Annotated in this window: 24 protein-coding genes; 14 read left to right on the plus strand and 10 right to left on the minus strand. The window is 61.9% G+C overall.

Annotated features, from left to right (window positions below; translation table 11 throughout):
• Window positions 1-35: 35 nt before the first annotated feature.
• A complete protein-coding gene (locus tag G9463_RS05510; protein ID WP_165896201.1) occupies window positions 36-554 on the minus strand; it encodes a GNAT family N-acetyltransferase in 519 nt (172 codons plus the stop codon).
• Window positions 555-671: 117 nt separating this feature from the next.
• Here G9463_RS05510 and nth point away from each other — a divergent pair, with 117 nt between their 5' ends.
• Window positions 672-1,355 carry an endonuclease III gene (gene nth / locus G9463_RS05515; protein WP_004961721.1) on the plus strand — a complete coding sequence of 228 codons (684 nt, stop codon included), beginning with the start codon at window positions 672-674 and terminating at the stop codon, window positions 1,353-1,355.
• 16 nt (window positions 1,356-1,371) lie between these two features.
• Here the strand turns inward: nth and G9463_RS05520 are convergent, their stop codons facing one another.
• A complete protein-coding gene (locus G9463_RS05520; RefSeq protein WP_165896202.1) occupies window positions 1,372-1,878 on the minus strand; it encodes a universal stress protein in 507 nt (168 codons plus the stop codon).
• Between the two features lie 87 nt (window positions 1,879-1,965).
• Window positions 1,966-2,448, minus strand: coding sequence for a hypothetical protein (locus G9463_RS05525; protein WP_004961726.1), 483 nt, complete (start codon window positions 2,446-2,448; stop codon window positions 1,966-1,968).
• Window positions 2,449-2,535: 87 nt separating this feature from the next.
• On the opposite strand from G9463_RS05525, the gene G9463_RS05530 reads away from it, so the two are divergent.
• The 8 genes from G9463_RS05530 (at window position 2,536) to G9463_RS05565 (ending at window position 7,734) form a co-directional block, all read left to right on the plus strand.
• A complete protein-coding gene (locus tag G9463_RS05530; RefSeq protein WP_011223200.1) occupies window positions 2,536-3,459 on the plus strand; it encodes a hypothetical protein in 924 nt (307 codons plus the stop codon).
• A 64-nt stretch (window positions 3,460-3,523) separates the two neighbouring features.
• Window positions 3,524-4,180 (plus strand): halocyanin domain-containing protein, encoded by a 657-nt coding sequence (locus G9463_RS05535; protein WP_004961731.1) that lies wholly within the window; start codon window positions 3,524-3,526, stop codon window positions 4,178-4,180.
• Entirely contained in the window at window positions 4,180-4,599 is a 420-nt protein-coding gene (locus tag G9463_RS05540) for a hypothetical protein (RefSeq protein WP_004961734.1), read from the plus strand. The genes G9463_RS05535 and G9463_RS05540 overlap by 1 nt, the downstream gene beginning before the upstream one ends.
• Before the next feature lies 1 nt (window position 4,600).
• The gene (locus tag G9463_RS05545; protein ID WP_004961736.1) at window positions 4,601-5,467 is read left to right on the plus strand and encodes a hypothetical protein; all 867 of its coding nucleotides are present in this window, start codon (window positions 4,601-4,603) and stop codon (window positions 5,465-5,467) included.
• A gap of 3 nt (window positions 5,468-5,470) precedes the next feature.
• On the plus strand, window positions 5,471-6,274 hold the full coding sequence (locus G9463_RS05550) for a cytochrome bc complex cytochrome b subunit (RefSeq protein WP_004961742.1): 804 nt from the start codon (window positions 5,471-5,473) through the stop codon (window positions 6,272-6,274).
• A gap of 4 nt (window positions 6,275-6,278) precedes the next feature.
• On the plus strand, window positions 6,279-7,043 hold the full coding sequence (locus G9463_RS05555) for a cytochrome bc complex cytochrome b subunit (RefSeq protein ID WP_004961745.1): 765 nt from the start codon (window positions 6,279-6,281) through the stop codon (window positions 7,041-7,043).
• 111 nt (window positions 7,044-7,154) lie between these two features.
• Window positions 7,155-7,454 (plus strand): hypothetical protein, encoded by a 300-nt coding sequence (locus G9463_RS05560; RefSeq protein ID WP_005534631.1) that lies wholly within the window; start codon window positions 7,155-7,157, stop codon window positions 7,452-7,454.
• 10 nt (window positions 7,455-7,464) lie between these two features.
• Window positions 7,465-7,734: a hypothetical protein gene (locus G9463_RS05565; RefSeq protein WP_004517812.1), complete on the plus strand. Its 270-nt coding sequence runs from the start codon at window positions 7,465-7,467 to the stop codon at window positions 7,732-7,734.
• Window positions 7,735-8,189: 455 nt separating this feature from the next.
• Here the strand turns inward: G9463_RS05565 and G9463_RS05575 are convergent, their stop codons facing one another.
• The 3 genes from G9463_RS05575 to G9463_RS05585 are packed head-to-tail and all read right to left on the minus strand — an operon-like array spanning window position 8,190 to window position 10,696.
• Window positions 8,190-8,651, minus strand: coding sequence for a hypothetical protein (locus G9463_RS05575; protein ID WP_004961752.1), 462 nt, complete (start codon window positions 8,649-8,651; stop codon window positions 8,190-8,192).
• Between the two features lie 41 nt (window positions 8,652-8,692).
• Window positions 8,693-9,406 (minus strand): NAD(+)/NADH kinase, encoded by a 714-nt coding sequence (locus G9463_RS05580; RefSeq protein WP_127013259.1) that lies wholly within the window; start codon window positions 9,404-9,406, stop codon window positions 8,693-8,695.
• A 54-nt stretch (window positions 9,407-9,460) separates the two neighbouring features.
• Window positions 9,461-10,696 (minus strand): digeranylgeranylglycerophospholipid reductase, encoded by a 1,236-nt coding sequence (locus G9463_RS05585; protein WP_004961756.1) that lies wholly within the window; start codon window positions 10,694-10,696, stop codon window positions 9,461-9,463.
• A 111-nt stretch (window positions 10,697-10,807) separates the two neighbouring features.
• Between G9463_RS05585 and G9463_RS05590 the strand changes: the two genes are divergently transcribed.
• The 4 genes from G9463_RS05590 (at window position 10,808) to G9463_RS05605 (ending at window position 13,371) form a co-directional block, all read left to right on the plus strand.
• Complete coding sequence (locus tag G9463_RS05590) at window positions 10,808-11,977, plus strand: hypothetical protein (RefSeq protein WP_165896203.1); 1,170 nt, start codon at window positions 10,808-10,810, stop codon at window positions 11,975-11,977.
• A gap of 68 nt (window positions 11,978-12,045) precedes the next feature.
• Window positions 12,046-12,594: a hypothetical protein gene (locus tag G9463_RS05595; RefSeq protein ID WP_165896204.1), complete on the plus strand. Its 549-nt coding sequence runs from the start codon at window positions 12,046-12,048 to the stop codon at window positions 12,592-12,594.
• A complete protein-coding gene (locus tag G9463_RS05600) occupies window positions 12,594-13,076 on the plus strand; it encodes a metal-dependent hydrolase (protein WP_011223194.1) in 483 nt (160 codons plus the stop codon). Before G9463_RS05595 ends, G9463_RS05600 begins: the two co-directional genes overlap by 1 nt.
• A gap of 85 nt (window positions 13,077-13,161) precedes the next feature.
• Entirely contained in the window at window positions 13,162-13,371 is a 210-nt protein-coding gene (locus G9463_RS05605; protein WP_007190449.1) for a molybdopterin-binding protein, read from the plus strand.
• Window positions 13,372-13,400: 29 nt separating this feature from the next.
• Here the strand turns inward: G9463_RS05605 and G9463_RS05610 are convergent, their stop codons facing one another.
• The 4 genes from G9463_RS05610 to G9463_RS05625 form a co-directional block, all read right to left on the minus strand.
• Entirely contained in the window at window positions 13,401-14,771 is a 1,371-nt protein-coding gene (locus tag G9463_RS05610) for a deoxyribodipyrimidine photo-lyase (RefSeq protein WP_165896205.1), read from the minus strand.
• A 103-nt stretch (window positions 14,772-14,874) separates the two neighbouring features.
• The gene (locus G9463_RS05615; protein ID WP_121303003.1) at window positions 14,875-15,669 is read right to left on the minus strand and encodes a class I SAM-dependent methyltransferase; all 795 of its coding nucleotides are present in this window, start codon (window positions 15,667-15,669) and stop codon (window positions 14,875-14,877) included.
• 249 nt (window positions 15,670-15,918) lie between these two features.
• Window positions 15,919-16,782: a 2-oxoacid:ferredoxin oxidoreductase subunit beta gene (locus G9463_RS05620; protein WP_004961781.1), complete on the minus strand. Its 864-nt coding sequence runs from the start codon at window positions 16,780-16,782 to the stop codon at window positions 15,919-15,921.
• Entirely contained in the window at window positions 16,779-18,539 is a 1,761-nt protein-coding gene (locus G9463_RS05625; protein ID WP_004961782.1) for a 2-oxoacid:acceptor oxidoreductase subunit alpha, read from the minus strand. The genes G9463_RS05620 and G9463_RS05625 overlap by 4 nt, the downstream gene beginning before the upstream one ends.
• Window positions 18,540-18,744: 205 nt before the next feature.
• On the opposite strand from G9463_RS05625, the gene G9463_RS05630 reads away from it, so the two are divergent.
• Window positions 18,745-19,380, plus strand: coding sequence for an FAD-dependent oxidoreductase (locus tag G9463_RS05630; RefSeq protein ID WP_165896206.1), 636 nt, complete (start codon window positions 18,745-18,747; stop codon window positions 19,378-19,380).
• The last annotated feature ends 16 nt before the right edge of the window (window positions 19,381-19,396 follow it).

The following is a 19,396-nucleotide window of genomic DNA, read 5'->3' on the forward strand; positions in this document are numbered from 1 at the left end:
GCTGAAAGAAGCTTCGGAAGGTGTGTGAGTGAGCTTCATGGAGCCCAGTTATCGGCGAGCAGGCCGTACTCCAGCAGATCTACGTAGTCGCCGTTGACGAAGGCGTGGTCGCGCCGTCGTCCCTCCTGCTGGAATCCCACTTTTTCCAGCACACGTGCGGAGGCCGGGTTGGTGGCGTAGCAGTCCGCACCGAGTTTGTTCAGTCGCAGTTCCTGAAACGCATACTGTGCGAGACAGTCCACAGCATCGGTCGCGTAGCCGTTGCCCCAGTGGTCCGGACAGATAGAGTACCCGAGCACACCGAATCCCCACGGGTGGTGGTCTTCGTGTAACATACACGTTCCCACCGGATCATCGTCCACACAGACGACGAAGTGCGTGTCAGCATCACGGGCGTTGAGGTCTTCGGCGGCCGGCTCGAAGAGTGGCTCGTTGAACCCGATGTTGTGCCGGACCTGCGGCTCGTTTAATAGCTGCTGTAGCAGGTCGCTATCGGTTGCTTGCTGCGGATGGAGCGTCACGCGCTCACCGTGGATGAACGCTGGTCCTGACACGCGTGAAACCACTCGCAGATGATACAAGGGTGTTGTCGTGGTATGTGAAGTGACACCATTCACATACTAGGCAGTTGAGAACGACACGCCAAAGGGAACCCAGCACTGCCCTGCGGTATGGGAACGCCGCTGGAGTCACGCGAGGAACAGGCAACAGAGGTCGTCGACCGACTACATGAGGAATACCCCGACTCGACGATTTCACTGAACTACAGTAGCCGCCTGGAACTGCTAATTGCCGTCGTCCTTTCGGCGCAGTGTACCGATGAGCGAGTCAATGAGGTCACAGCAGACCTATTCGAGAAGTACCAGGGTGCCGAGGACTACGCTGCGGCCTCCGAGGAGCAACTCGCTGAGGACATCTACGGCATCACGTTCCACAACAACAAGGGCGGCTATCTCCAGGGAATCGGTGAGATTCTGACCGAAGAACACGACGGCGAGGTCCCGGACACGATGTCCGCCCTCACTGACCTCCCGGGTGTCGGCCGTAAAACGGCGAACGTCGTCCTCCAGCATGGCCACGACATCGTCGAGGGCATCGTGGTCGACACGCACGTCCAGCGGCTCTCGCGGCGGCTGGAGCTCACCGAAGAAGAGCGCCCGGAAGCCATCGAGCAGGACCTGCTCGACGTGGTGCCGGAGAGCGAGTGGCAACAGTTTACGCACCTGCTCATCGACCACGGGCGAGCCGTGTGTGGTGCGCGCTCGGCCGACTGCGAGGCGTGCGTGCTCGCGGACATCTGTCCCTCGGAGAAGGGCGACAGCGAGGTCGACCTCGCCAGCGGCGAGGCATGGTAGCCCCGCGCGGAGCGACTCAGCTTTCGTCGTCACTGAAACGCGCAGTGAGCACTGGCACATCGGACGTGCGAACGACTTTTTCGGCGACGCTACCGAGCAAATACCGTTCAATGCCCGTCCGGCCGTGGGTCCCAATGACGATGAGGTCGATGGCGTTCTCGTCGGCGTAGTCGAGGATTGCTCTGTGCGGGGGACCGCGCTCAATGGCGGTGACGGTGTCGACTGTGTCGACCTCGTCCGCCGCTGCCTCGACGATGGCCTGTGACCGCTCCTGTAGCGACGATTCGATGTTGTGGTCTTCACCGACCATGCCCGGCTCCGACTCGTCGTGTTCCTCCGCAATCATGCCAGTCGTCGCTCCCTCCGGGCCTGCGGAGGTCATCCCAATGTGCGGCGACGACGTATCGAGCACCGTCATGATGTGTAACGTCGCGTCGTGCGTCTCGGCGAGATTGCGTGCATGCGCGAGTGCGGCTGCTGCTCCGTCACTACCGTCGGTTGGAAAGAGGATGTGTTCGTACATTGGAACCACAACTAGAGATGGACATGCAAGGCTAATGAAACATCTAGCCTGTTCGCAGAAACCGAGAATCAGACCCGCTGCCGGCACTCACGCCACGTACCGGAGGGCGTACCGGGCGATACCGACCAGATACGCCAGCAGCCAGAAGATGACGTAGCCGAACACCCCGATGCGGAGCCGAGAACGCCAGTGGCTGAACGTCTCGTCGCCGATTTCGTCCAGCAACAGGTCCTCGTCGTACTCGTTGTAGAGGTCGTGCTCTCGCTTCGCGCGGAAGATGCGGACGATTCCTGTGCCACCGAAGGCAAGCAGCGCGTAGGCTTGCAGGCCGAGCATCGCGTGGACAGCAGACAGGCCACCAAGCTGGTCCGGCAGGCGCGGGATCATCCAGAACACCATTGGGACGGTGGTCAACACCAGCCCTGTTGTGACGAACTTCAGGTGATGTATCAGCACGTCCCAGGTGACTGGCTCCGTCTCGATGATGTAGTACGCACCATACAGGAAACAGGGGAGGCTGAGGCTCACCGACAGTAACACGACTGTGGCCACGAGGCCGTCCGACACCATGGGCCGACCTAGGGACAGTGCTCGCTAAAGACTGCCGGATGCCGAAGGTCAGAACTTGTAAGCCGTCGCGGTCCCTACACCCGAGCAATGGCCGACCCGGACTCGACGTCTCCCACGGAGGACGAGCGCGGGAACACCCCTGCGGATGCGGTAGCTGCCGAAACCGAGCCTGGCGAACCCGGAGCTACGGGCGACAGCGCTGAGACGGCCGGTGCTGGCGAGTCGGGCGATGATGGCGAGTCGGGCGAGGCACTTGATACGGAGGCGCTCCGGAAGCAGGTCGAAGAAAAGTACGACTTCGACAACTTCGGCCCGGCGGACATGGCCGAGATGACCGCCGAGGAGTGGGACGTTGCCTTCGACGAGGAATCCTGGATCATTGGCGACGAACTCCTCGACCGAGTTGCGCGGGACCTGCGAAACCGCGTGGCGAACCGTGATGTGTTCGCTCGCATCGAGCGGCATCAGGACCCGCCGCGGGTGCTCGCGTACTCCGACGAGGGCTACGCAATCGTCTATCCCGATGGGAGCCTCGAAGGTGAGGGGACCGTCATGCGTGACGTAAAGCCCACGGTCGCGCTGTGTTCCATGGATTCCTACGACGTACCTGAGAACGTCCCTGACAGGCCCCTCCCCCAGCCGGAAGAGGTCCCCGAGGGCGGTGGCGAACTCGGAAACTGGATGTTACAGGCGATTGCCGGGGCACAGTTCCTTGCTGGGGTTGCCCTGCTCGGGGGTGCAGCACTGGCGACCGGTGGCGTCATCGGCAACAGGGGGACTAGCATCGCGCTGCTAGTCGTGGCTGGTGTTGCCTTCATCGGTGTGTCGCTTGTCCTCTTTTTCACCGTCGCAAACGCGCGGCTCTCGGACACGTTCCGCTCTGAGGAGTACCGGGACAGACTGCGGGCAATCGGACTCGAGGATGGCGAACGACCGGAGTTCGTTCCGGAGCTGAGCCCGCAGAATTCGGGGTCTGAAGAGGGGGCTGGCGAAACTGACGAAGCCGGGTAATGACGGTTCCTGCGGGTGGTATTCGGTGGGTTTATACAAACTCAGTCCTGATTCCAGAGTGTATATGAATAGACGGGAGTTCGTCCGGACAGCAGGGGGGGCCGCCGGTGCTGCGGCGACCCTCAGCGCCACCGGCGCGGCCGCCGCACAGGAGGAAGGCGGTGACGGTGCCAAAACCGTCCCGGACTACGGCGGTTTCCTGGATTCGGTCGGGAACTTCGACGGGTCGACCGTCGACGCGACCGGGCAGGACACAGTAACTGTCGAGGTCGGCGTGCAGGCCAACGGCGGCGCGTACGGATTCGGTCCGCCAGCCGTCCACGTGGACAACGGCGCGACCGTCCAGTTCGAATGGACGGGTAACGGTGGCGGCCACAACGTCGTCTCTGACGGCGACGGTCCGCTGGACTCCGGCAGCACGGCCTCCAGTGCCGGCGTCAACTACGAGCACACCTTCGAGGAGGACGGCATTTACCCGTACCTCTGTGTCCCCCACGAGGGACTCAACATGAAAGGGGCGATTGTTGTCGGCGAGGAGTACCCGACACAGACAATCGGCGGCGGCGGCCCGGTTGAGGTCGACCCACACTACGCCGGCGTCCCGATTCAGCCCCACTTCGTTGGGTTCGGCGCTGGACTTGCAGTCATCATCCCGCTGATCTTCACCTTCTTCCAGCTGAAGTACGGCGAGTCGCCCCACACTAGCGGAGGGAACAACTGATGGCATCCGAAGGCTCCACCTACGGCGATATTCACCGGTACGAACCGCCACGCGAGAGCACGGCAGCGGCTGTCGGCATCGTGCTCCTGACGATCATTCAGGTCGGCCTTGTCGGGCTCTTCACCTACGGCATGATTGCCGGGTGGGCGTCCGGTATCGGGACGACGTTGACGGTCCGCCTCATCGAGGCCAATATGTTCATGGGCGGCGTGTTGACGGCGATATTCATCGACCTGTCGTTCATCATGCTGCTGTACCGCAAGGAGTTCCTTCCCGACGTGATGATCGTCAAGAAGCGCCGTCGCAAGTGGGAAGACCTCTACATCCGTCAGGAAGACGTCGACGGCACGACGGTGGCGGACGGCGACAAGCTCGCAGAGACATTCAAACGCGCAGTGTACCCATACTACAAGAAATAATATGCCACTTGATGAAGACAAATATCCGGCTGAAACAGGCCGTCGTCGCTTTGTAAAGGGCGTCGTCGGGAGTGCAGCACTCTCAGGCGTTGGCGTCGGTGGCGCAGCAGCCGTTGACGCGACAACAGACGCCGCCGGCGAAGGTGGCGGGACAACCCCGTTCGTCGCTGTCGAAAATACCTCCGGACCGGCACCACGGGGAATGCCGATCATCCCGATCGAGATAAACGGTGGCGAGATCAGTGGGCTTTGGCCAGAGTACGACGAGAACGCCGGGGCGGCCGTTGCACCTGACTTCGGCGGGAGCGGTATCGACTACTCCTCGCAGTGGTTCCAGTACTGTGGTATCCAGAGCACTGCCGCTATCTACCCTCAGTCAGACCGGAACAGCACGTTTCTCAACGACACCGGGACCTTCTCTTGGCAGGGAGAGTATGAATCCGGCAAACCACTCACGGTCGATATGTTTGAGGACTACAAGGAGTGGGGCAACGGCATCGGCGACCCCGGCGTCGGGAAGCCTGCAAGCGTAGTCTGGCGGACCAACAGCGACGGAAAGAACGGCGCTCCGGTGCAGATAATCCGATCAGTCGAAGTCGAGAAGATGGCCAACGGCGAGGGCGAGTACGGAGACCTTCCCGGAAACGTCCAGTCATTCATTTCAGAGGCGACTGATCAAGGCTTCATCGCCTGGCTAAACAAATGTACACACTTCTGCTGTGTGCCGGGATTCAAGACGCAGGAAGGGAGTGCAAACTTCGGCGGCGCAAACTCTATTTACTGTCAGTGCCACCAATCAGTGTACGACCCGTTCAGTCCCGTGCAATCGACGTTCGTGGCGCTGCCACGCCCACCACAGACGGATTAACCAATGAGTCTCGAACGCAAAGACGAACACGATCACAAAGGCTGGATGGAATCGCGCGAGCTGACACCGATCGAATCGGTGTACCTGACCGTGCTCATCTGGCTCGACAAACGGCTGCGCGTTGTTGACTATCTGGAGATCCTCGAGGATCTCTACTACAAGGTCAACATGCAGATGCCGAAGAGCCACACGGAACAGTACAACCTCGACAACAAATTCTGGTACTGGTACCCACTGTATGCACTCGGGTCGTTCTCGACAGTTGCGTACATCGTTGCCGCGATATCAGGCGCGCTGCTGGGCTTCTACTACGCTCCGGCCGCCGCGGCTGCTGACGGGTCGCCGACGGTCGCGTACGACTCAGTGATGCTTATCATGGGCCAGCTCAACCTCGGCTACTTCCTGCGCTCGGTCCACCGCTGGGCCGCGCAGATTATGGTTGCCGCGGTGTTCCTCCACATGCTCCGTGTGTACTTCACCGGGGCATACAAGGAACCGCGCGAGCTGAACTGGCTCATCGGCATCGTCCTGATCTCGCTGACGCTGGTGTTCGGATACACCGGCTACCTGTTGCCGTGGAGCCAGCTATCGTTCTGGGCCGGCCAGATCGGTGTCGAGATGTCCCTCTCCATCCCGCTTATCGGTGAGTGGGTTGCACAGCTGATGTTCGGCGGGTTCACGCTTTCGCAGGCCACGCTACAGCGGATGTACATCCTGCACGTGTTCTTCCTGCCGTTCATCACGACTGCCATCATCGCGGTCCACATCGGCATCGTCTGGATGCAGGGGATCGCTGAACCACACTAATACTATGAGCGACAACGACACAGACGACGTTCGCACGGACGGTTCCGGCACCGGTATCGTCTCGCCGGACGACGAGACCCCCGCATGGTCCGAACGCAAAGAGCGGACCCAGGGGCTCTCCCGGCTGACCTACGAGTACTTCGAGCGGGCGCGCCGCGAGGACCAGGACCTTCGCCAGCAGTCGGACTACGTCGAGCGTGACGTGCTCGCGTTCCCGGCTTGGCCCCACGAGATGATGCGCAACATTGCGCTGACTTCCTTCTTTGTGGGCATGATTCTGTTCGTCTCGGCGACACTGCCACCGGAAATGCCGAACCCCGCCAACTCCAGCGTGACGCCAGCGATCATTCTGCCGGACTGGTATCTCTACTGGTCCTTTGGCCTGCTCAAGCTCGGTCCGTTGAACCCGGACCTGAGCATCCTCGGCGGCTCGAAGCTCATGGCTGACCGAACCTACGGTGTGCTGGCAAACGTCGTGGTCGTCGGCTTCGTCGCCATCGTCCCCTTCCTGAACAAGGGGTCTGCACGCCGTCCCGTCGAGCAGCCGTTCTGGGCTGCGGTCGGGATGTCCGGCGTCATCTTCAGCCTGACCATCGCTGCACTGTCCATCAAGAACCTCGTTCCGATGGACTCCCACCTGCTGTTCGACCTGACGTTCCTCGTCCCCATCATCAGCGCGACGATCACCTACGCGGTGCTCAAGACGATGCGCGAGGGCTACATGTTCGACCTCAACCGTCGGTACTACCGGCTGCGACCGCCGAAGTAACCGACTCGGCCAGTTTCTCCGTCGTTTCTTTGCATCCGCCGCTCCGTTCCACCGCAAGCGTAGTGACTTCGTCTCGCCGCAGTAAAGTGGCTCCCGTCCGTAGTAGTAGCGATGACAGAGGACCAGTCAGCGGGGACTGAAGACGGGTCGGAGCGGCGGGACGTTGTGGTGCCGCTTCGCGTGTACAAGGCCGTGACAGTGTTTTCAACGCTGTTTGCGGTCGCCAGCGTCGTCGCCGGCTTCATTCTCGTCGACGTGGCAACACAGCGGGCGTCAGCGCCCGCCTCGGAGATCGATGTTCCGGTCGGCATCGCCGGAATCGCGTGCATCCTCGCTGGCACAGTCGTCTATGCGTTTTCGACACGGTTCCGTACCGAGGAAATGGGAAAGTCTAAAGACGACGCTACCTAACGTTCGGATAATGGCTGACGAGTTCATGAAGGGGTTCGCGTGCCTCATGGTCGGCGGACTGGGCTGGATGACCATCAAGGGCTGGTACAACACGCCGAGTTTCGAGGGGGCACAGCTCACCGGCGAACTTACTATCGAGGAACCGACCACGTTCGACCAGATCGCTCTGTTCATGGGCGATGCGTTCTTCTGGTTCGCGGTCCTAGGCGCACTGACCTTCTGGGTCGTGCTCCCGCTGATCAGTGAATTCCAGGCGTACCTCAACGAACGGTCGGCATAATAGTACGCAGTAACCGTGTCTTTCTAGCTGGGACCGACGCTAGTCTCAGTTCGCAGTCTGGTCGATCGGTGCGCTGTCCTCGTCACGTACCTGAATTCCGCGAGAACGAAGTGCCGTAGCAAATTTTGTTGGCGACACCCCGCTGTAGGTCGCCGCTTCTTTGAGTGTGAGTGTTTCCCCGCGATACAGTGTCAGCGCCGTAGTGAGGGACCTGTGTGACATTTTCGTCTACACTGAAACAGATACAGTGCGGGTATTAAACCATTTCGGCTAATTCCAGTCTAATTAGTCGCTGAGTTTGTTTTGAATTGGCCATTTGCAGGCCATAGCGGCATAGAAGCAAACGAATGCCTGATACTGTCTAGGAAGTAGCTGCTGACCGTATGCGTGCATCTTCCGATAGGCACGGCTAGCAAATTACAGGGACTCGACGCCGGTAGAATGAGAGGACGTGTTTAGACGATGGCGCTCCAGGGACCCTTGATGACCCAGAACAGGCTCTGGTAGCCCGCGTACATGAACACCACGAGAGCGGCGACGATAGCTCCTTTCGGTCGTTCCAGTGGAATGTCACGGCGTGCTTCGACTTTCCGGGACTCGAACTCGAAGAAGTCAGTGATGACTGCGCCGAGCACGAGCACGGACAGGACCATCCCACCGTGATGGTGGAGCGTCATGTAGAAAAACGATAGCACGACCAGTGCGATGTTGGAGAACGTGTGTGCCGGGTGTCGGCTAACCGCCTCCGCGCCATCGTTTTTGTACTGTTTGACGTGGCTTCTATGGGCGAGCTGCCGTGTGAGGAAGTTTACAATTACCACTCCGAAGATGATGTATTCGATGAGGAGCGCGCCGCCGACTGTGGGGCTCCCCAGAATGGTATCCAGTGGCCCAAAGAACGTTACGGATGGCTGCATATCAAAAGCTCTGTCCACCGTCCATTAGTGTCTTTCCAATCTCACTCGAACCTGGACTGGCTCTCGTCGACGACAGCAGTCCGAACGGATGACCCGAGCGAGATCGTGATACTTTCCTGATAGCTGACGTGGCGCGAAACCCGGTTATCGACAAGTAACTCGACAGTCGCCTCGTCGCGCTCAATCGAGGCACTGAGTCCGTCGACAGGCAACACCCAGTGGTCCGGGTCGGTCGCAAACGGTGCGATCGGTGCCACGACTGCCTGATTCGACGGCGCCAGAATCGGGCCGTCGACACGGTGGGCGTAGCCCGGTGAGCCAGCGGCCGTCGCGATGACGACACCGTCGGCCCGAAACTGTCCGATGCGGTCGGCTGTCGACGCGATAGTGAACTCGGAGATGCGGGCGGCGTCAGCAGTGACGAGGGTCACGTCCCAGAATGCCTGCTCGACCGTCCCATCAGGCATCGTCACATGGAGAACGGGATGCGTTTCAATCCGGGCGTCAGCAAGCCCCGACACGGCGGCGACAGCGGTGTCCCGTGGTACTGACCGGACGCCGCGACCAGCCGCGACCGGCAACACAAGCGGGTCACCCTTGGCCCGTGCCACGGTAGCGACGGCGTCCTCGCCAACAGCGACGACTCGGTCGGCCTTCGGAACAGCGCCGTCACTACCCCGTTCAACTGCCACGCCGGCGTCTCGAAGCACATCTGCCAGGGCGTCGTCACCGACTACACCAACGGGGGTTCCCATCGTCTGAAACTCCGGGCCGGCGGAAAAAAACCTGCCGCACTTCGCGCGGTCGCCTCAAATATCGAGGCGGCGGCGCGCGTATTCGACGAGAATCGGCATATCCGAGAGGTGGGTTAGCTTCGCAATCGCCCGACGGTCGCCGCCGTTGATCTGCCGAAGGGTGTCCTGTCCGGTGCTCCGGAGGTCGTCCATCAGCTGGTCGTACCGCTCGTTCGGGGCGAGATACAGCAGTTCCGTCATCATCAGGCGGGCGTTGTGTTTCGGGGCCACCTCGCTGTGCCAGAGTTGGTCGTAGACAGAGAGGTTCTCCGCCGAGGTGTCGGGTTCGTCTGGTTTGAGCGCCGAATCAGCCGTTGCGGCGGCGGCGCGGGCCGACTTCATCCCTTTATGAATCCCCTCGCCCCACAGCGGGTCGACGGTCGGAACAGTATCGCCGATAGCCATGAAGTTGTCCGTGCTCATCGAGTCAGGGGGCTGGATGTGGGCCGACCCGCGGTGGGCCTGTGTGCCCTCGATTCGCTCGGCGTCATCGAACCGGGGGTCCGAATCGAGCCAGTACTCGAGATAGTCGTCGATGCCCATCCCGTCTTTCGCGTACTTCTGGTGGGAGCCGTTCTGGATGTAACAGAGGCCGACTTTCGCCGTGTCTTCGCCGGTGTGGAAAATCCAGGAGTAGCCACCCGGGGCGAGGTCGTGATCCAGGCGGAGCATCATCGCATCTCGGAGGTCAGCGTAGTCGTCGTGGTCGACTTCGACGCCCTCAAACTCGTACTCGACGCCGATAGCCTGATGATTCCGCTGGAGGTTACACACGTCAAGTTCCTTCGCCAGCGGCGCGGCAGGGCCGGTGGCGTCGATGACGATGTCCGCATACACCTCTTCGTCGCCGTCATAGCGGACACCGACGATCTCACCGTTTTCCATGATGGGGGCCGAGACGCGGGAGTCAAAGCGGTAGGTCGCGCCCTTGTCTCGTCCCTCCGAGACAAGCCACTGTTTGAACTCCGCAAACTCCAGAACGGCTCCGGTCTGATTGCGGACGTAGTGGTCGTTAGGGGACTCAAGGACGACGTTGTCCGTGTAGTTCATCACCACGTCATCGGGAATGGCAAAGCCCGTCATCGCCGACATGAATGTCCCGGCGGTGGACTTGTTGCTCTGACGCGGGAACCCGTCTTCGGGCTCGCTTTCGAGAACGAGCACCTCGTAGTTTCGCTCCGCTAGATCACGGGCACACTGCGCCCCGGCAGGCCCGGCTCCGGCTATTACCACGTCAAAGCGCTCGCGCATGGTTGTGAGTATTTCCTGTCGGTAATCAGTCTTTCCGAATCCACCGAGGGCGCTCTCGAAAGGGTAAAGACGGCCCCACTACCATGACGGGAACACCCGGGGCGACATACAATGGTTCTCAAGACAGGCGCGGGCGTGCTCGCGGACAGGCGGCGGCTTCCCACGGCACTACGGGCAGTGCTGGGATACTACGCGGACACCGGCGTGTTCGACGCCGGCAGTCTCTCGCTGAAATCCGAGATCGACGAGCGCACAGAGGCGATGGTCAACGACGTAACCGACCGCATCGAGGACGCCCTCGAAGACGAGTTCGGCCGGCCAGTCGAGTTCTCCTATGACACGAAACTTATTCTGCCCGCACAGCTAACGCTGGGCTACGTCTACCGCAACGCTCGTCAGCAAGCACCCGGTGACCCTGTCATTGACGCTATCGCCGACGGGGTTCCAACAGTCGACGAGACGGCGCTGGAACAGGGGCCGGCACAGGACCTCGCCCCCCGTGAGATGGTCGTCCGCGCCGAGCAGATGACCCGTCTCTCTATCGAGGCGCTCATCGACGGCGACATGCGCGACGCCATCAATGACGACGAGTTCGAAGATTTCGAGGTTGACTTTGACGCGAGCGAGGCCGACCGCCGCCGAGTCGCCGAGGTCGCCCAATCCGCGCTACAGTCCCATCTTGACGGTCTGTTGGAAGACATGCCACCTGTTGTCGAGAACGCGTACCAGTGGGCCGTCGACTACAGCGAAGCCCATCAGGACCGTGACGACTACTTCCGGGAGCTGATGACCGCGGCCGAGGACGGTGACGCCGATGCCCTGACCGATATCCGCGAGGCGTACAAGTTCGCCGAGTACGGCGAGGAGCCAGCGACACTCACGGAGACGGAGAAGGAACTCCCCTACAGCAAGACCCAGTACGCCCGTGTCGGCGTCCTTTACGACGGGATGCTTGACCTCTACCGACTCGCTGGCCTCGATATCGACGACGAGTTCGCCAAGGCCATCGTCCTCGCCATCATCGGCGCACAGGTGTGGCTCGACGACGTCGACGACTACGACGACGACCGCGCGGAGGGGCAACTGACACCCGTTACCGCCGAGTACCTGCTCGCGCCCGACGACGAAGCCGCCTATCGGCGCGTTGTCGACGTGACCGAACAGTACCTCGACCTCGCGAAGTCCTACGCAACGGCCGCCGACTCGCCGTTGACCGGCGTCGCTGTCGAGTACATCTACCGCTCCGGCGACCCGGACGTCCTGCCCGGCAAGCCTGAGTAGGCGCACGAGCGATATCGATTCGACCCAAGCGCCAGAGTTTATATCCCGCCGCCCGCACCGAGATTTGAATGCTTCACTCGTGGGTGGGCAGGGCCGCAGCTATCTGCGGATTGCTGGCCGTGCTGTTCGCACTCATGGTCGGATTCGGCACCGCCACGCCGGCCTCCGAACTGGGCGATTATCCCGCAGAGGACGCACTAGCTGCGGACTACGACAGGTACGTCGGCGAGTCTGTTCAGGTGACTGGCACGGTCACCGGAACTGAGCCGGTCGAAATCGCCGTCGAGTACGAGTACGCTGCCAACGGCAAACGCTACAGCGGCACACTCGCGATCGTGGTCCGGAACGTCGACAGAGCCGTCGCCGAAGGCGAATCGCTGCAGGTGTACGGGACGCTCGGCCCGGATTGGACCATCACCGCGGAGAACAGCGTGAGTGTGCCCGCGACAAACTACGTTGCGATGTACTTCGTTTCTGCCCTCGCCGGCCTGTGGACCCTCGGACGGCTAGTCTGTGGTTGGCGGCTGAACTGGCAGACAGGGGCACTATGCCGGCGTGAGGAGCCACTCCGGCCGATACGGGCTCTCCGCACACAGGTGCAGGAGGTGCGTGCCTGATGCCGGACCTGCTCTCGCACGCTTTCATCGCGTTCACCATCTGTACCCTCCTGTCACTGCGGTACGACTGGCTCACTGGCGAGTATGTGACTGTGGGTATGGCGGGCGCGTTTATTCCGGATATGGCGAAAATCAAGCTCCTAGTGGACTCCGCGACCGTCGAGGCGGCGCTGGACATCCCCTTTGACTGGCTGGGCGTCCACACGCTCGGCGGCGCGTTCGTCGCCGTTCTCGTAGGGGCGGTCGTCGTGAACCGCTCCGACCGACGGCGCGTGGTCGGGTTGCTGTCGCTCGGGGCGGCCAGTCACCTGTTTGCCGATGCGCTCCTGCTGAAGGCCTCCGGACGGTCGTACGAAGTGCTGTGGCCCCTGACACAGTACCACCCGCCAACGCCGGGGCTGTATCTGAGTACGGACATCTGGCTCACGGGCGTCACCGGAGCTATCGCGGTGTCGGCATGGCTGTTCACGGCCGAATCATGACCATACCGGCTGTCTGCCTGCCAGCCCCGCGGCCATACTTCCCGGGATGACAACTGTATTACTGTTACCTACCTAACTAATTCGTATGGCACTCAGTGCCCGGAACAATCTCAGCGGGACGATTCGCTCGGTGACGACGGACGAAGTGATGGCGGAGATCGTCATCGAACTGGACGGCGGCGAGACGGTCACGTCGACGATCACACGCGGGTCCGCCGACCGACTCGACCTTGCCGAAGGCGACGAGGTGTCGGCGGTAATCAAGGCCAGTGAAGTGATGGTCGACAAGGACTGAAAACGGCGTCAGCAACGCGCTCGAACCGACTACCGCTTCCCCAGCGCTGTCTCGAACACGCGCTGTGCGCGCTCGTAGGCGGCGTTCCGGTCAACGATTGGGTGGTAGTAGTCCGGGGCCAGTTCCTCGCGTTCGCCGTCCGAGAGCGTCGGCCAGTCGACGATCTTGGTCGACGGAACGCCACGAAGTTCCGGAACGTACTCGGTGACGTAGTCCGCCCCACTGTCGTACTTGCTCATCTGTGCGACCGGGTCGAAGATTCGCACGTCCACGGAGTCGGTCCCGGTCGAGGCCGTCCACTGCCAGCTGGCGGCGTTGTTAGCCGGGTCGTGGTCGACCAGTCGCTTCCGGAAGTGTCGCGCCCCCTCGCGCCAGTCGACGAGGAGATGCTTTGTGAGGAAGGACGCGACGTTCTGGCGCGGCCGGTTGTGGATGTACCCCTCCTGTTCGAGCTGGCGCATCCCGGCGTCGATGAATGGATACCCCGTCTCGCCGTGCTTCCAGGCCTCGAAGTTGTCCTCGTCGTTTTCCCACTCGATACGGTTCGGGAACGTCTTGTAGTTCTCCGACAGCAGCGTTGGGTTGTAGTACAGCAGGTGGTAGCTCTGTTCGCGCCACGAGAGTTCGTAGCGGTACTTCTGGATGTTCCGCTGGGCGTCGCCAGTGGCTTCTGTATGTCGGTCAGAGGCATCGCGCCACATCTCGCGGATGCCGATCATCCCCGCTGCGAGGTACGGCGACATCCGCGAGACTGCGCTGGTCGGCCGCTCGACGGCGGCCTGCATATCATCTCGGGTATCGTTGTACGTCTCGATGCCGCCGGTGAGGAAGTCGTCGTACCGCTGCCGTGCGCCCTCGTAGCCGGGCGTCGGCAGGTCCATCTCCGTCTCAATGGTCGGCGCTGTCGTCGGGTCCGACACGTCGACGAGTGACCCCGAGTCCGGACTGCTGACCGGCGGTAGCTTGTGGTGGGCCTGCCAGTCGTCGTAGAAGCGACTGTGGTTCTCGTACTGGCTATCGAGCCCTGCCGGGTCGACGAGCACGAGGTCAGTCAGCGATTTCGTCGGAAGCGCTTCGTCGACTCGCCGCTGGCGGTTCCGCCGCGCGGGCCGGTAATGCTCGTTGTAGTACACTCGGTCGGCATCGTACTCATCGACAACATTCGAAAGCACATCAACGGCGGTCCCCTTCTTGACGAGTAACTCCCCGCCGTGGTCCCGATACGCCTGTTTCAGCGCCCGGACACCAGCCAGCAGAAACGCTTTTTGCCGCTTCCCGATGTTTGCCAGCAGGTCCGTGTCGAGAACGTACACCGGCAGTACTTCGTCGTCCGCGGCGGCGGCAGTCAACCCTCGATTGTCCGGTATTCGGAGGTCCCGCTGATGCCAGAAAACGTGCATGCATTTTGTTAGGGATACCAGCATATGGGTCCGAACCCGATTCTATTGTGTGTGGGCCCGGAGGACATGGTGTCTGGCGCTTCGCCTCCACCATATCGCCGACCTACCGCGACGCAGGTTTGCGAACGAGATAGCAGTACTGTGTGAAACTGAAAAACGTCTCCCCGGCGACCTCCTGCTCCCGGAGGTCGTTCGCCCAGGCCTGTGCCGCCATCCGCCCGATAGCTCCATGGTCGGCCGCATAGTCCTCAATGAACTGCATGAGATGATACGCGAACGTCTCTTCTTCGAGTCGGGTGTTGACAATAGTGTTCGGTTCGACCCGGTCGACCGTCAGCCCAGCCTCACGGAGAACAGGGGCCAGACGGGAGCCGAGCCGTGGCTGCGGGCAGTGGTCGTCGAACGCCCTGAGGACGCGGGCCATTCGCTCTGGATTGGGACTGCGCCAGACAAGCGACGCGAAATCAGCGTCACAGACGACAGCGGACCCGCCGGGCCGCAGGACTCGGGCCAGTTCTGCAACCGCCGAAGAAACTGTTTCGAGGTACTCGAACACCTGCACCGCAACGGCCGCATCGACCGATTCGTCGGCCACTGGAAGGTCACCGGCGTCTCCCTGTGACACGGTCACCTGCGGGAGCGAGGCACAGCGTTCTCGGGCGAGTTCAAGCATCGCCTGGCTCCGGTCGATACCGTGAACGTGTCCCTCGTTGCCGACCGCCCAGCCGATCTCCGCCGGCTCGAAGCCCGGCCCACAGCCAATAGAAAGAACGGTGTCGCCTGGTTCGGGTGCGAGCAGGCCCCGGACTCGCTCCCGACGCGCCGCTGCGGCCGGTGTTCTGTATATCGCTTCCTCCTGCCGGGCTTCCGCTTCGTCATAGTCGAGCGTGCCACCCATCTCTGTACAGTCCTCAGCCGGTTGTCATAAATGAAACCATTCGGCAGCGTTACACTCGCCACAACTCGCTGCCAATGTCCGTTAGTAAAGACGGCCCCCTCGGTAAGCTAATAGAAACAGCAGGTAGCATACGGCGGCCGCAGGCCGCCGTTTCACCGGAATCGAGGCTGTGGCCTCGATTCCGGCCTTTTTAGCGTAGATTTTTGCGCCGAGTGGTGCGCGAAGCGCACCCGAGGCGCAAAAAGGTACTTAGTAGAACTCGCGGACGAGATCCATCGCGCCCTCAGGCGCGCCGTCCGGAATCTCAGCCATCGAGCCCTCGACGCCCTCGCGTTCCTCGAAGGGAACGGAGTCTTCGTCCTGATACAGGACGCCCATGTACTCCTTCTCGCTTTCGAGGATCTTGTCCTTGGCCTGGTCGCGGTCCGCCGGGTCGTGGTCGGTCTCGTCGAGGTCCACGATGGCGTCGCGGAAGTAGTCGTAGGTGTCCACGTCGTTGAACGTCACACACGGTGAGTAGACGTTCACGAAGCCGAAGCCGTCGTGTTCGACGGCCTTCTGGACGATCTCGGCGTGTCGCTGTGCGTTCGAGGAGAACGACTGCGCGATGAACGTCGCACCGGAAGCCAGCGCCAGCGCCTTCGGATTGACCGGCGGCTGGTTCGGCCCGTCAGGTGAGGTCGAGGTCTCGAAGTCCTCACGCGAGGTCGGCGAGGCCTGCCCCTTGGTCAGCCCGTAAATCCGGTTGTCCATCACGACGTAGCTCATGTCGACGTTGCGCCGCACCGCGTGGATGAAGTGGCCGGCACCGATGGAGTACCCGTCACCGTCACCGCCCGAGACCATCACTTCGAGGTCCGGGTTGGCCATCTTCACGCCGATGCCCACCGGCAGCGCGCGGCCGTGGACGCCGTGGAGCGCGTAGCTGTGCATGTACGTCCCGATCTTACCGGAACAGCCGATACCGGCGACGATGAAGGTGTTGTCGGGGTCGTTGCCCGTCTCTGCCAGTGCCTTCATCATGCCGTTCATCGTCCCGAAGTCACCGCAGCCGGGACACCAGGTCGGTTGCTTGTCGGATTTGAAGTCTGTGAAGCGAACGTCGGAACTCATTGTGTTGCCTCCGGGGGTGTGTCAAGCGTTTGCTTGATCTCGGTTGCCAGTTCGTCTGCTTTGAACCGCACGCCGTTGTACTTGTTGATGCGCTGTACCCGTTCGAGGACGTCGTGCTCAATGACATCCGCAAACTGGCCAGTGGCGTTACACTCGACGACAATGACGTCCTCTGCGGCTTCGATCTCTTCGGAGAGGTCCGGCCGCGGGAAGATGTACGGCACCGAGAGGAACCGCACGTCGTAGCCGTCTTCCTCCAGCAGCGTCAGCCCCTCGCGCAGGGCTCCTTCGTTGGAGCCCCAGGAGATGACGAGCGTATCGGCGTCGGAGTCGCCGAACTCGCGGTAGTCGAAGTCCTCCTGCTCGCGGGCGGTCTCGACTTTCCGCTGGCGCTTGTCGACCTGCTCGATACGCACGTCCGTGTCTTCGGTCCGCCGGCCGAGTTCGTCGTGTTCGAGGCCGGTCGTCATGTGCGCGCCGTCGGTCGTGCCGGGGAACGCACGCGGCGAGACCCCGTCTGCGGCCGCGAAGTGGGCCTGGAAGCGCCCCTTCTCGTCCAGCCAGGCGTCGATCTCGTTCTCGTCGACGACCTTCCCGCGGTCGATTTCGACTTCGTCCATGTCGAAGGTCTCGGGGGAGAAGGTCTGTTCCGTCACGGCCATTGCGAGGTCCGAGACGAGGAAGACCGGCGTCTGGTATTTTTCGGCGAGGTTGAACGCCTCGACGGTCTTCCAGAAGCACTCCGAGACAGTCGTCGGAGCGACGACGAACCGCGGAATTTCGCCGTGGCCGCCGTACAGTGTCATGTTGAGGTCGCCCTGCTCCTGCTTGGTCGGCATCCCGGTCGACGGACCGGAACGCATCACGTCACAGATGACCAGCGGCGTCTCGCTGGTGGCGACCAGCCCGAACGTCTCGGTCATCAGGTCGATACCCGGACCGGACGTGGCGGTCATGGCTCGGGCACCGGCACGTGCCGCGCCAAGCGCCATGTTGATCGCGGAGAGTTCGTCTTCGGCCTGAACGACCTTGCCACCGAACTGGTCGACACGGCCGGTCATGTATTCCATCACGTCCGTCGCTGGCGTGATTGGGTAGCCGGAGTAGAAGCGACAGCCGGCGGCGATGGCACCCATGCCGATGGCCTCGTCGCCGTTGAGAAGCACGTAGTCCTCGTCGGTCGTCTCCATGTCGTAGTCGAACTCGCCGTACTCCTCCTGGACGTAGTGCTGTCCCTTCCGGGCGGCTTCCTTGTTGTTCTCGACGATGGCCTCACCCTTGTCGCCGAAGCGCTTTTCGAGGCTTTCGTCGAGGTTCTCGATGGGGAAGCCAGTGACTTCACACGCCGCGCCGAGGGCGACGACGTTGAGCATGATGGCCCCACCCGCGTCCTCGGCGAGTCGTTTCAGCGGTACTTCGAGTGCCGTCGCGTCGCCGGGGACTTCCACGTCCTGCATCGTCGAGCGCTCACCGTCGTAGATGATGACGGAATCCTCGTGGAGTTCGTCCTCGTTCTCGTGGATGGTGCGCTCTGTGAGTGCAATCAGGATGTCTAGGCGGTCAACGACACTCTCGACGCGGTCGACTGACGTCCGTACCTTGTAGGCAGTGTACCCGCCACGGATGCGGGAGGCGAAGTCCTTTGAGGTGAAGACGTGTCGACCAGCCCGGGAGAGTGCCTGCGCGAAAATCTTCCCGGTGGAGTCGATTCCATCGCCGGCTTCGCCGCCGATGGCCCAGTTCAGGTCCTCTGGCATTATATCCCTCGGGTAGCCAGCGTGGTAGGAAAAGCCTTCCGTAACCGCCCGCGCGCGCACTACTCGCTTTCGAGTGAATTCCGGGGTAGTTTCGAGTGAAAAGCGGCATAATCACCCGTATGTTAGAAAATGCCGGCAACTGATGCCGGTAGGCGTGAAACTCCGCGACCGTAACCCCCTTGCCCAGTCACGGCAACTCTCAGGTATGGATGAACAAGTCCTCGACGTGGTTGCCGTCCGAGATGTCGGACCGGACACCGTGGCGATCGACTTCGAGACACCGGAGGCCTTCGACGCACAGCCGGGGCAGTTCGTCAAGCTGACGCTGGGCGTCGACGGGGAGGACATCTCGCGGTTCTACACAATCTCCTCGCCGACAGTCGACGAGGCGTTCGAGATTACCGTCGGCATCGACCCCGACGGCGAGCTAGCCCCCCAGCTCGGCGCGCTTGAAGCGGGCGACGGTGTCCGCATCGCCGGGCCGTTCGGGTCGGATTACTACGAAGGCGAGAGTCGCGCTGTCGTCCTCGCCGGTGGGCCCGGCGTCGGTCCAGCCGTGGGTATCGCCGAGCGCGCACTGGACGACGGCAACAAGGCCGCAGTCGTGTATCAGGACGATGCGCCGGTCCACGAGGACCGACTGGACGCGCTCGCCGAGGCCGGGGCGCTCGTCTCGGTCATCGACAGCGAGGAATCCCTGACTGAGCCAGTCGCCGACGCCATCGAAGACGGCGGCCAGGTGTTCATTTACGGCTTCGCGGACTTCCTCGACGCCGCCACGGAAGCGCTCGAAGCTGCCGGCGTCAGCACTGACGACGCGAAAGTCGAGAACTTCGGATAGGCGGTCGAGTGCCGTC

The sequence above is a fragment of the Haloarcula sp. JP-Z28 genome (assembly GCF_011440255.1).
Taxonomy (GTDB): domain Archaea; phylum Halobacteriota; class Halobacteria; order Halobacteriales; family Haloarculaceae; genus Haloarcula; species Haloarcula marismortui.